This is a genomic window from Silvanigrella paludirubra, assembly GCF_009208775.1.
GTDB lineage: Bacteria > Bdellovibrionota_B > Oligoflexia > Silvanigrellales > Silvanigrellaceae > Silvanigrella > Silvanigrella paludirubra.
Genome location: NZ_WFLM01000005.1, coordinates 169,066 through 182,610, shown reverse-complemented (window position 1 = coordinate 182,610; position 13,545 = coordinate 169,066). Strand labels below are relative to the sequence as shown.

The window sequence follows — 13,545 nt, the reverse complement described above, 5'->3', positions numbered from 1 at the left end:
AAAATAATGTATTAAGTCATAAAAAAAATATTTTAATAATTTTATAATTTAAAAAAAGTTATCATTTTTTTCCTATTAATATTTAAGACCTTTTTAATTTATATTGCTAACCAAAAATTAAAAAATTAAGTGATAGATTTCCAATGTATTATTAAAAAAAAGTTTAATTTTAAATTAGCTTTGTTGAAATAATTACTGATTAAAATTATGGCAAATATTAATTGCGGTTTCATTCTGCAAAAAAGCAGATTTAAGATTACCAAAAATTTTAAATTTAAATAAATAGAGATAATAACTATTATAAATATTTAATCAAAAAAATTGACTTTTTAAATTTTTATTCTTAATAATGATCAGAATCAAAATTTTAATTAATAGGAAATATTATGTCATATAATTTAAAAAAAATATGCATTACAGCGTTTTTTAGTTCTTTATTATCTGCTTTTTCTGCATTTGCTGATGATTATCCAACGATACCAGACGCTAATTTTGTTGTGCCTGAAAAAAGGGATTTTCAATTAAATAATTCAATTTCACCATGCCATAATTTTTTTAACTACACATGTTCAAAAGAAATTGAAAAATTTAAATTACCAGAAAGTAAAAGTAGATATGTTTTCAGTTTTAATGATTCAGCCGAAAGAATTAAAAAATTAAGATTGAAATATATTAATTATATATTGAATAAACCAAATTTAAATTCAAGAAATAAAATGATAAAAAATTTCTATTTATCATGCTCTAATGAAAATTCAAGAAAAAATGAAGAGTTTAGTTTAATAAATAATTATAAAAATGAAATAATGAATTTAAATAGAGAAAAGTTATTAGAAAAATTTGCACTTGAATCCTTATCTGGAAATCCAAACTTAATAAGTATAGATGAAGATGAAAATATTCATAATCCAAAAATTAAAGATATTCAATTCTCTTATTCACTACCTCTAAAAGTTAAAGATTATTATAATAATCAACAAATGCTAAGTGATTATAATAAATTAATTAAAAACTTTTTTGATATGATTAATATGAATGATTCAGATAGTAAATCAAATTTTATAGTTCAGTTTGAAAAAGATATTGCAAGTGTTTATCCATCAAAAGCAGAAATGAGAGAATTAAGTACCAAAGATAATTCAATTCAAAGAAAATATTTGTTATTTATATATCCACAATTAAATTTTAAAACTATGCTTGATAGAATTCCTAATGACGTTAATATCAATGTAATTACAAAAGATGCTTTTAGTAAAATGAATACAAAATTACAAAATGCATCTCTTTCAGAACTACAAGCTTTAGCTTTATGGAATCGTTTTTCTAAAGGTGATATTAAATATTCATATCCAGATTTTTATTCAGAATTTAAAAACTTTAAGAGTAAATATAATGGTCTTTCGAAAGCAGAAGAACCTTTGGATATGCAATGTACACAAGAAACTGTAAATGTTTTAGAAAGAAATCTTGATATAGAAGTGGTAAATGCTTATTATAATACTTTTCCATCACAGCGTGTAAAAAACATTGTAAATCAAGTTCAAAAAACAACTTTAAATAATATTCAAAAAAATACATGGTTATCTCAAGAAGCAAAACATAAAGCTGAATTAAAAATACAAAAAATTAGATTTCAACTAGTTAAACCTGAGCATATTGATGATTGGGACTTAAAAGATGAAACCGTTTTAAATGAAGATACTTTTATTAAAAATAAAAGGTCAATTGCTGAAAACGATTTTAAGAAAATGCTGAATGAAATTGAGTATCCTGTTAATGATTTAAAATGGCAAATGTCACCATTAACTGTAAATGCTTATTATAATCCAACTGCAAATCAATTTGTAATGCCACTGGGAATATTGCAACCTCCATTTTTTGATGAAACAAAATCAGATATAGTAAATTATGGTTCTGTAGGAATGGTTGTTGCTCATGAAATTGGTCACTCTATTGATGATCAAGGATCAAAATACGATGAAACAGGAAAACTAAATCCTTGGATGAATGAATCCGATTTAAACACATTTAAGCAAAAAACTCAAAAAATAATTACTGTGTTTGCGAGAGATGGGATAGACGGTAAACTAACATTAGGTGAAAATATTGCAGATTTTGTTGGATTACAAAATGCATTTCAGTCAGCGTTTCCTAATAATGCCAAGAATATTGAAAAACAAAAAGAATTTTTTATTCAGTACGCTAAAACATGGTGTGGGGTTATTCAGCCCAAAAATAGAGAGTTTTTAATTAAAACAGACCCTCACTCTCCAATCGATCTCAGAGTGAATGATCAAATGAAACTATCAAAAAAATTTGAAGAAACCTTTTCTTGTTCGCAAGGTGATTCTATGACGCTTCCAGATAGTGAAAGAATAACTCTTTGGTAATTAAAATTTTATAAATAATTTTATAAAAGGCATGATTTTAGTCATGCCTTTTTGCTTTATAAATTTCAATATAATTGATTTTGCTGCTTAAAGTTAATTTATTAATATAAAGTGTATAATATTTAAATTTGTAAATAAATTAAAAACTTGATACGGTAGGTTTCTTTTTATCCATTTATCATGGAAAATTGTTTTATTATTTTAAGTAGGAATCAGAATGACAATTAAAATGAGATCTTTATATACTTCAATTATAACTATAGCGTGCTTTTCAAGTAGTATTTCTTTTTCAAGCGAAATACCAACAATACCTGACGCCAAGTTTGTTGTTCCTGAAAAGCGAGAATTTCAATTAAATAAAAGCATTTCACCATGCAATAATTTTTTTGAATATGTTTGTTCAAATGAAATTAAAGATTTTAAATTACCAGAGAGCAAAAATCGTTATATTTTTAGTATTAATGATGCTTCTGAAAGAATAAAAAAACAACGTTTTGAATATATTAATTCTCTTTTAAATGAATCAAATTTATCAGCACAAAATAAAATGATAAAAAACTATTATTCATCATGCATGAATGAAAAATCAAGAAAAACAGAAGAACTATTATTAATAGAAGAATATAAAAAAGAAATAGTAAATTTATCAAAACAAGAATTATTAGAGAAGTTTGCTCAAGAATCTTTAACAGGAAATTCAAATTTAATAAGCATTAATGAGTTTAATAATAGAAATAATCCAAAAATTAAAGATATTTTATTTTATTATCATCTACGTTTAGGTTCAAAGGACTACTATTCTGATGAAAATTTAATGAAAGATTATCATGATCTAATGATTCAATTTTTTGATCTTATTTCTATGTCTAGTCTGAAAAATGAAACTTCGTTTTTAATAGATTTTGAAAAATCAATTGCTAAAGTATACCCATCAAAAGCAGAGTTCAGAAATATATTTACTAGTAATATTTCTATTAAAAGAGAAAAGCTTCTATCAAATTATCCCAATCTTTATTTTAAAACAATGTTAAATAAAATACCTAATAATATCAATGTTAATTTAGTCACAAAAGATGTTATAAAACAAATTAATGTTCTTTTTCAGAAAGTCTCAATTAAAGAATTACAGGCATTAGCTATTTGGAATCGATTTTCAATGCAGGATATCAAATATTCATATCCAGAATTTTATATAAAAAATAAAGATTTTCAAAATAAATATTTTGGTTCTTCTAAAATTGAAGAGTCCCTAGAATTGCAATGTACTGTTGATACAAGTCAAATTTTGGAAAGAAATTTAGATATTGAAGTTTTAAATAAATATTACAAAAACTTTCCCGAGAATAGAGTAAAGAGTATTGTTCATCAAATTCAAAAAACGACTCTAGAAAATGTAGAAAAAAATACTTGGTTATCGAAAGAAGCGAAATCAAAGGCAGAATTGAAAATTAAAAAAATTCGTTTTCAATTGGTTAAACCAGATAATCTTGAAGATTGGGATTTAATTGAAACTACGGAATTAAATCCTGATAGTTTCATAAAAAATAAAAGAAAAATAGCAGATAATGATTTCAATAAAATGCTCAAAGAAATAAAGTTACCAGTGAATGATTTAAAATGGCAAATGTCTCCATTAACGGTAAATGCTTATTATAATCCTACTGCAAATCAATTTGTAATGCCTCTTGGCATATTACAAGCGCCATTTTTTGATGAGACAAAATCAGATATCATTAATTTTGGTTCTGTAGGTATGGTTGTTGCCCATGAAATTGGTCATTCGATTGATGATCAGGGCTCAAAATATGATGAGTTAGGAAAATTAAATCCTTGGATGAATAAAGAAGATCTAAAACTATTTAATAAAAAAACTTTTAAAATAATTAATCTTTTTGCTAAGGATGGGATCGATGGAAAATTAACTTTAGGAGAAAATATAGCAGATTTTGTTGGAGTTAAAAATGCTTTCCAATCCGCTTTTCCAAATAAAACATCAGAAAATAAAGAAGAGCAAAAAGAATTTTTTATTCAATTTGCTAAAGTTTGGTGCGGTGTATTGCAACCAAAAGTAAGAGAATATTTTATTAAAAATGATCCTCATTCTCCAATTGATTTAAGAGTTAATAATCAAATGAAATTATCTGAAAAATTTGAAGAAACTTTTTCTTGTAAAAAAGGTGATCCAATGACTCTTCCAAATGAAGAAAGAATCTCACTATGGTAGATTCTTAAATATTATTAAAGTTTATAAAATTGACTAATTTGTGATAAAATATTATTAATTTAGTGTTTCTAATAAAATTTAAAAGTGAGAATTTTATGAGCACTAAATTAAAAAAATTATTTCTAATTTTACCTTTAATTATTTTATCTTGTAATAAAAAAAATGAATCATTTATTTATGAAAATCAAAATAATAATATTCAAATAGATTCTATAAAATTGAATAATAATAATTTTCTTACACATTTAAATAAAGATGTTTCACCGTGTACAAATTTTTATGAATACGTTTGTTCAGAAGAAGAAAAAAAATACAAATTATCAAACAATAAATCAGGATTATATATTGGAATTGACAAAGCCGAGACGAAAGTCAAAGAACAAAGAAAGCAATATTTAAAATCGCTTATAAAGCAAAAAGTATTAAATAATAGAAATAAAACTTTAAAAGATTTTTATCAATCTTGTTTAAATACTAATTTGAGAGAGTTTGAATCAAAAACATATATTGAAAATTATCTTAATAATTTATCTTTTTACGATAAAAATAAAATGTTAGACCATTTATTTCAAGAATCTATTTATTCAAATATGAATTTAATAAAAATTTTAGAAGTACCAAATAAAAAAAATAATAAAGTAAAGGATTTGTTATTTTATCATGAGCTCCCATTAATGAATAAAATATTTTATGAGAATAAGGATTTGTTAGACGATTATAAAATTCTTATTGAACAACTTTTTAATACTTTAAAAATAAATGATTCTTCTCATCATGCAAATTTTATTATTGATTTTGAAAGAAAAATATCAAAAATATATCCACAAAATATTTCCCAAATTTATTATAACTCAGATATTTCAATTGAAAGAAGTATATTATTAAATAAATATTCAAACCTATACTTTAATAAAATTTTAAATAAAATTCCGAATCATATAAATTTAAATATAATATCAGAAGAAGTTTTTCTATTAATGAATGATATTTTTGAAAGGGCATCAACATCCGAGCTTTTTGCTCTTTCTGTTTGGTATAAATTGAATGATGAGGAGCTTGTGAAATTTTCTTTACCAATATTTTATTCTAAATTGAAAGAATTTAAAAATAAATATTTTGGAAGTTCATTAGAAAATTTATCAATTGAAAATGAATGTACAAATATTGCTGAAAATTTTTTTGGTAAAAATATTGAATATGAAATTAGTAAAAATTATTATAAAAATTTTTCAAATAATAAAATTGTAAATATGATTGATCAAATTAAAAAAGAATACATTAGCGCTTTGAAAAAGAATAATTGGTTATCAGAAAATTCTAAAAATAAAGCAGAAATTAAATTAAATAAAATGAAATTTCAAATTGTTAGACCAAATAATGTGACAGATTGGAATTTAGAAAATTTAATTAATATAGATGTAAATCAATATTATTTAAATATTTTAAAATTAAAAGAAAGAAATTTTAAAAAATTAATAAATGAAATTAATCATGAAATTATTAATACAAAATGGCAAATGTCTCCTTTAAATGCGAATGCATATTATGATCAGAGAGCTAATCAATTTATTATTTTATTAGGTATTTTACAACCTCCTTTTTATGATGTCCATTTTTCAGAGAATTTAAACTATGGTGGTATTGGTGTAGTTATTGCTCATGAAATTGCTCACTCCATTGATAATTATGGAGCAAATTATGATGAAATTGGTAATTATAATCCATGGATGTCAGATTTAGATCAAGAAAAATTTAAAACAAAAAGTGAAAAGTTTGTTAATTTTTTTAATAACTCTGGTGTTAATGCTGTTAAGACATTAAGTGAGAATCTGTCCGATTTTAATGCATTGAGGTTTTCATATAAAGCAGCAAAAATTCATGAAAAAGATATATCCGTAAAAAAAGATTTTTTTATTCAATCAGCTAAAATATTTTGTGCAGTATATTCTCCATTAGAAAAAGAAAATTTATTAAAAAATAGTAATTATTCCCCACCTGATTTTAGAGTTAATAATCAGATGAAACTTTCAAAAGAATTTTCTAGCGTATTTTCTTGTAAAAAAGAAGATCCTCTTTATTTTTATAAGGAAAATATTTCTAATTTTTGGTAAGAATAAATTATATTTGGAGGATTTATGTTCTATATTATAATATTTATAAATATTTTTATTTTTAATGCTGCATATACACAAAATTATGTTGATTTTAATTATAAGAATTTTTATAATAGAGAATTTAAGTTAAACGAAGATATTTCACCCTGTGAAAATTTTTATGATTATGTTTGCTCAAATGAAAATAATAAAAATATATTACCCCAAAATAAGCATAGCTATGTTTATAGTCATGAAGATGCAATTTTGGAAATAAATAATGATAGGAAAAATTATATAAACTCAATTTTAAATAGAAAAGATAATTCACCAAGAAGTGAAATGATTAAAAATTATTACAATTCTTGTATTAGTGAAAATGCTAGAAAATTAGAGGAGTTTGAATTAATAGATAAATATAAAAACCAATTATTTAAAAATAATAAAAATGATTTACTTATTAAAATAGCATTAGATGCCTTGAATGGTCATTTATACTTTTTTAATATAGAAGAGAGTTTAAATTCTGAGAATAATAAAATAAAAGATATATTTTTTACTTATGAATTACCACTTAAATTGAAAAGTATCTATTCTGAAAATAATTCAATGATTGAGTACGAAAATATAATAAAATTATTTTTAAAGAATATGAATATTAAAAATTATGAATCTATGGCTAATTATATTATTGAATTTGAAAAAAGCATTGCAAATATTTATCCAAATGAAAAAAATTTAAATGAAATAATTATGAAAGACAAAAAAGTAAATAGAGATTATTTATTAAATAAATTTCCAAATATTTATTTTAAATATATTTTACCTAAAATACCAATTGAAATTAAAATTTCTATAATACCAGAAAATGCTTTTTTACATTTGAATTTATTACTTGAAAAATCCACAAAAGAAGAATTGCAATCTTTAATACTCTGGTACAAATTGTCTAAAGGTGAAATTAGATATTCATTTCCAGATTTTTATTTTCAAAAAGAAAATTTTAAAAGTAAATATTTTAAAAATTCAAATAAGGAAAATGATATAAAAGATCATTGTTATTTATCAACCATAAAATCTTTTGAAAGAAATTTAGATTATGAGTTATTTCATAGTTACAATAAAGAAATTCCTTATGCAAAAATTTATAATTTGATTACAGATCTTAAAAATACTTTTAAAAAAAATATTTATAATAATAAATGGCTTTCAAATTCAGCAAAGGATCATGCAATAAATAAAATTAATTTTATTCGCTTTGAAATAGCAAAACCTGAAAATATGAAAGACTGGGGATTAGAGCCTGTTCTAAATTTAAGCACTAAAAAATATTTAAAAAATCAAATGAAAATCTTACAAAATGAATTTAAACTAATGATAAATCAAATTAATCAAAATGCAAATTCATCTAAATGGCTTTACTCACCTCTTTATACTAGTGCTTATTATACAACTAATTTAAATAAGTTTTTTATTCCGTATGGTGTATTAAAATCATCTATTTTAGATCAAAGACTATCAGATAAATTAGATTATTATTCATTAAGTATAACTATCGCTCATGAAATGTCGCATGCATTTGATGGTAATGGAATTGAGTTTGATGCCTATGGAAATATACATTCTTGGCTTTCTGAAAATGAAAAATTATATTTAAAGAAAGAATTGGATAAAATGGTTTTATTATTTAATACTGAAAATAATGATGGAGAAATCACTTTAGACGAAAATATAGCAGATTTAAATGGTTTAAAAATATCATATCAAAATCATTTTCCTGAAAATAAAAAAATAAATAATAATGAAAAAAGGAAATTTTTTATTCAATATGCAAAAAAATGGTGTGGCTTAGAAACAGAGGACAAATATTTAAAAGAGATAAAAAAACATTCTTTTCTAAAATTACGTGTCAATTTTCAAATGATGTTATCTGAAGATTTTGAAAAAACCTTTTCATGTCAAGTAAATCAACCTATGACTTTAAAAAATGAACAAAGGCTTTTGCTCTGGTGATAATTAAACTTTATTTTCTGATTTGTTCGCCATTTCCAGTAATTAGCCACTTATAACTTGTGAGTTCTTCAAGTCCCATTGGACCACGTGCATGTAATTTTTGAGTGCTTATACCTATTTCAGAACCCATTTCAAATTCTCCACCATCTGTAAAAGAAGTGGGAGCGTTTGCATAGACAGCAGCTGCATCTATATTTTGAAAAAAGGATTGAATCGCATTTTCATCTTCAGCTATAATCGCTTCGCTATGGCCAGAGGAGTATTGAAAAATATGTTCAAAAGCTTCTTCTATTGAATTTACAGTTTTTATAGACATTTTTAATGATAAAAACTCAGTTCCAAAATCTTCTTCTTTTGCTTTATTTAGAAGTTGATCAGGATATTTCTCAATTAGTTTATTATAACTTAATTCATCTGCAAAAATTTCTACATTTTTTAAACTTAAATCTTTAATTAAATCATATAAATCATTTAATCTATTTTTATGAATAATTAAGGTATCAAGTGCATTGCAAACGCTGACTCTTCGGGTTTTTGCATTTTCAATAATGCGGCGTCCTTTTTCTAAATCTCCACTAGAATCAAAGTATGTATGGACAATTCCTGCACCAGTTTCAATTACAGGAACTTTAGAATGATTTCGAACATAATCTATTAATTGCTTACTACCACGTGGAATAACAACATCAACAAGACCAACCGCTTGAATTAAAAATTCTGTAGCTTCTCTTTCTGGGGGCAGTAAATAAACAATATCAGAATTTATATGATGTTCTATTAAGGTTTTTTTTATGATTTCATATAAAATTGAATTGCTATAATGAGCTTCTTTTCCGCCTTTTAGGATAACAGCGTTTCCTGACTTAAAGCAAAGTGTAAAAACGTCTATTGTTACATTTGGTCTTGCTTCATATATGATTCCTATTACTCCTAAAGGAACAGTTATTTTTTGTAATTTTAATCCATTTTCGAGTATTTTTTCATTTAAAATTTTTTGAACAGGTGATTTTAGTTTTACTATTTTTAAAATGTCATTAGCAAAACTTAGAACTCTATCTTTTGTTAGTAATAATCTATCATATAATGGATTTTCTTTGCTCATTTTTTCTAAATCTTTAGCATTTTCAATTAAAATGGTTTGATGCATTACAATTAAATTTTTTGATAAAGTTTTAAGGACTTCGTTCTTAATGGGATCACTTAAATTATTTAAAACATAGCTTGATTTTTTAGTTTTTTGAAATTGATTTTTTAATTCATACATTTTTTATTTTCCTATATTAAAATGTAATTGATCATAATGAATAAATTCGGGTTTTCCTTTTTGACCAAGATATTCTTTTAATTTTTCAGAATGATAACGTGCAATACCAACACCAATTTTATCACCATTTGGAGAGTAAATTTCAACTAAATCACCTTTTTTAAATTCCCCTTGAACTTTTTCAATTCCTATTGGTAATAAGCTAATAACTCTTTTATTTTCTTTTATAATTTCAAGTAAACATGAGTTCACAAAAATAACACTGCTTTGTTTGCTATCACTAAAAGCTATCCAGCGTTTTAAATTTGATTTCTTTTTTGTTGGTAAAATAGTTGTACCAATATTCTTTTCATTCATAATTTCATGAATGATATTTTTTTCATGGACACTGCATATATGTGTTGTAATTCCTAATTCAGACATTTTTCGCGCAATGCCAAGTTTTGTAATCATGCCACCACGTCCTTGACTCGTTTTTGATGTTGAAACTTCAGGCCAGCCATCAATTACAGGATTGATTATGGAAATTAATTTAGATTCAGGAAGATTTGGATTTCCATTATATACACCTTTAACTGAAGTTAAAATAATGAGTTTATCTGCATTTATTTGTGATGCAATTAACCCTGCAAGTTCATCATTATCAGTAAACATCAATTCTTCGATTGCGACACTATCATTTTCATTAATTATTGGAATAATATTTTTTTGTTGTAAAATTTCTTTGAGCAGTCTTGAAATATTTAAATAATGCTGTCTTGTATGAAACTCTTGTTTCGTTAATAAAAGTTGTGAGGCAAGAATACCATAGTTTTTAAACATATTAGAGTAAACATGCATGAGTTCATGTTGTCCTAAGCTAGCTAATACCTGTTTTTCTCCAGTAGATGAACCATATTCTTTGCCTAATAATTCTCGGGCTACTTTTCTACCAGATCCAACAGCTCCTGAGCTGACTAAAATGATTTGGTGACCCTCTTTCTGTAAAAAGGCGATTTGCTCCACTAATGTTTGCATTGTGCTTTCAAGAACGGTTCCATCGTTAGATAATATGGCTTGAGTTCCAACCTTAATTACGATTTTCATACTAAAAGTTCCTTGCTTTAACATTAAGGTTGTTTACTTTTATATCTTTAAAATATTGTCACCTTAATAATCCTATTGATCAATCTCACTTTTAATCTTATATCTTATTCCGTTTTAATTAGGCAATGATCTTTTTTTAGTTGTTTATTAACTTGTTAATATTGCTCATTTACTTGGACGGTATATGAAAAAAATTTGTGTTTTTTGCGGATCGAATTATGGGGCTAAACTTGTTTATAGTGAGGTTGCTCAATATTTGGGGCGTCTTATAGCTGAAAAAGGATTTACTCTTGTCTATGGTGCTGGAAATGTAGGTTTAATGGGTGAAATTGCGAACTCTGTTTTAGCTCATAAAGGCAAAGTTATAGGTGTTATGCCTAAAAATCTTGTTGATAAAGAAATAGCTCATCAATCTTTAACGGAGCTTCATGTTGTTTATTCTATGCATGAAAGAAAAGCTTTAATGGCAGAACTTTCCGATGCTTTTATTGCACTTCCGGGTGGTTTTGGAACATTTGAAGAGTTTTTTGAAGTTGTTACTTGGTCACAATTGGGTATTCATAAAAAACCTTGTGGTGTATTAAATGTCGATGGTTTTTATGATTCTTTGCTAAAACTAATAGAAAATGCTGTTGCTGAACAATTTATTCGTAAAGAAAATGCCGAATTAATATTAAGTGACTCCGATCCAGATATATTGCTTCATAAAATAAAAAATTGGAATCCTGTTTTTATTGACAAATGGATTTCTAAATAAAAATTTATTTAGAATCAATTGGAAATGGACAGACTTCACTTTGATTATCTAAGTTTTGTTTGTCTTGTGTAAATTTAATTTGATAAGAACTATTTTCTTTTTTAATTTTTAAAATGTAAATGTCATCGTATTTTATTGTAGGCCAATCTGGAATATCAGTTTCTTTATTGTTTTTATCTTTTGTATAAATATATTTTACAATTTCAACTAATTTATTGTGTTCCCAACTTACAAATATTAAAGAATTATTGTACTTCTCACTTAAAATTTCATTTGACAATCTTTTTACATCAGTAAACCCAAATAATGTATTTGTTGGTAAACCTAGTTGAATTGCAGTTGGTTCAATAGTTGAAAGAGGTCGATTATAAGAAAATTTTTGCTGTTTTTTTTCTATTTGATCACTTGGATTTGGAGCAAAAATAAAATTTGGTTTTCCAAATTTTTGTACTAAAACTTTAGGTAATTTTAAAGAACGATTAAGTCCTTTACAATTTATTTGTCCTATTTCTACATTTAACGGTTTTTCCCCATGCCGAATGAAAATAACTGTTTTTTCATTATTACTTTCTGATGCGTAAGAATAAGAAATATAGTTAAATAATATTAAAATATAAATAAACAAAATTTTCATTTGAATTCCTTATTTAAGTATAATAAAGTTTATGATACTTCAGTTCTTAAAATTATGCAATATTTAAACAAATTATAAAATATTGACAAATTTTATATTTCTAAATAAAAGCATTAATCTAGAGGGGTCGATATTTTTTATTTACTGAATTATTATTTGAATTATAGTTTAAAATGGATGGTATATGGAAAAAATAATATATAAAAATGAGAAATATTATCAAATTCGAATTGGTGATTTAAATTATGGTAACCATCTTGGTCACGATAAATTAATTACGATAATACATGATGCTAGATGCTCTTTTTTTGAAAATTATGGTTTTAAAGAATTATCTATTGGTGAAGATAATGTAGGTTTGATCGTAAATGAAATAAATTTTAAATATAAGTCACAACTTTATTATTCTGATAATATTAAAATAACTTCTAAGTTTTATGAACTATCACCAGTTTCAGTTAAAATGGAATCCATAGTTAAAAATATGGACAATGGAGAGTTATCCGCTTCTGGATTCATTAAGTTAGTGAGTTTTAATTTCAAAACAAATAAAATGGTTAAATTTCCTGAAAAATTTATTGCTCTAATAAAAGAACATTTAATTGTTGAAAATTTTTGATTATTAAAATTACAATTTTAGAAAGAATTCTATTTATGGACTTAAACTCAGAATGGTTATTTATTGAAAATTTTAAATTGCGATGGTCTGATATTGATGTTTATGGTCATCTAACAAGTTCAAGATATATTGATATTTCTATTGAGTCTCGTTCGCTTTATTTAAATGACGAACTTTTGTATTTTAATAAATTACAATTAATTACTAAAAGTTTAAATCTAGATTTTAAAAAATCAATATATTATCATGATCCCATAATTCTTAAGCTTAAATTATTATCTATCTCTAATGCTTCTTTCGAACTTTTAACTGCATTTTACGTCAATGATTTTCTTCATGCAGAGGTGATTACAAAATTGGTTGTTTTTGACAAAGAACAAAATAGAATAATTAAAGTACCAGAAATGATTAAAAATAAATTGCAGTTAAAAAATAGTAATCTATAATTTGGCTGTAGTATAATAA

Annotated in this window: 10 protein-coding genes; 7 read left to right on the top strand and 3 right to left on the bottom strand. The window is 24.2% G+C overall.

The window, feature by feature from the left end; translation table 11 throughout:
* The first annotated feature begins 386 nt into the window (after window positions 1-386).
* The 4 genes from GCL60_RS14100 (at window position 387) to GCL60_RS14085 (ending at window position 8,720) form a co-directional block, all read left to right on the top strand.
* Complete coding sequence (locus GCL60_RS14100; protein WP_153421321.1) at window positions 387-2,390, top strand: M13 family metallopeptidase; 2,004 nt, start codon at window positions 387-389, stop codon at window positions 2,388-2,390.
* Window positions 2,391-2,607: 217 nt separating this feature from the next.
* On the top strand, window positions 2,608-4,614 hold the full coding sequence (locus tag GCL60_RS14095; protein ID WP_153421320.1) for a M13 family metallopeptidase: 2,007 nt from the start codon (window positions 2,608-2,610) through the stop codon (window positions 4,612-4,614).
* 95 nt (window positions 4,615-4,709) lie between these two features.
* Window positions 4,710-6,725 carry a M13 family metallopeptidase gene (locus tag GCL60_RS14090; protein WP_153421319.1) on the top strand — a complete coding sequence of 672 codons (2,016 nt, stop codon included), beginning with the start codon at window positions 4,710-4,712 and terminating at the stop codon, window positions 6,723-6,725.
* A 24-nt stretch (window positions 6,726-6,749) separates the two neighbouring features.
* On the top strand, window positions 6,750-8,720 hold the full coding sequence (locus tag GCL60_RS14085; protein ID WP_153421318.1) for a M13 family metallopeptidase: 1,971 nt from the start codon (window positions 6,750-6,752) through the stop codon (window positions 8,718-8,720).
* A gap of 10 nt (window positions 8,721-8,730) precedes the next feature.
* Here GCL60_RS14085 and GCL60_RS14080 read toward each other — a convergent pair whose 3' ends face one another.
* Complete coding sequence (locus GCL60_RS14080) at window positions 8,731-9,984, bottom strand: glutamate-5-semialdehyde dehydrogenase (protein WP_153421317.1); 1,254 nt, start codon at window positions 9,982-9,984, stop codon at window positions 8,731-8,733.
* A 3-nt stretch (window positions 9,985-9,987) separates the two neighbouring features.
* Window positions 9,988-11,070: a glutamate 5-kinase gene (gene proB, locus GCL60_RS14075; protein ID WP_153421316.1), complete on the bottom strand. Its 1,083-nt coding sequence runs from the start codon at window positions 11,068-11,070 to the stop codon at window positions 9,988-9,990.
* 184 nt (window positions 11,071-11,254) lie between these two features.
* Between proB and GCL60_RS14070 the strand changes: the two genes are divergently transcribed.
* A complete protein-coding gene (locus GCL60_RS14070; RefSeq protein ID WP_153421315.1) occupies window positions 11,255-11,827 on the top strand; it encodes an LOG family protein in 573 nt (190 codons plus the stop codon).
* A gap of 4 nt (window positions 11,828-11,831) precedes the next feature.
* Here GCL60_RS14070 and GCL60_RS14065 read toward each other — a convergent pair whose 3' ends face one another.
* Window positions 11,832-12,461: a hypothetical protein gene (locus GCL60_RS14065; protein WP_153421314.1), complete on the bottom strand. Its 630-nt coding sequence runs from the start codon at window positions 12,459-12,461 to the stop codon at window positions 11,832-11,834.
* A 184-nt stretch (window positions 12,462-12,645) separates the two neighbouring features.
* Here GCL60_RS14065 and GCL60_RS14060 point away from each other — a divergent pair, with 184 nt between their 5' ends.
* Both GCL60_RS14060 and GCL60_RS14055 read left to right on the top strand, forming a co-directional pair.
* Window positions 12,646-13,080, top strand: a complete 435-nt coding sequence (locus GCL60_RS14060) for an acyl-CoA thioesterase (protein WP_153421313.1) — start codon at window positions 12,646-12,648, stop codon at window positions 13,078-13,080.
* A gap of 35 nt (window positions 13,081-13,115) precedes the next feature.
* Window positions 13,116-13,526: an acyl-CoA thioesterase gene (locus GCL60_RS14055; RefSeq protein ID WP_153421312.1), complete on the top strand. Its 411-nt coding sequence runs from the start codon at window positions 13,116-13,118 to the stop codon at window positions 13,524-13,526.
* Window positions 13,527-13,545 lie beyond the last annotated feature (19 nt).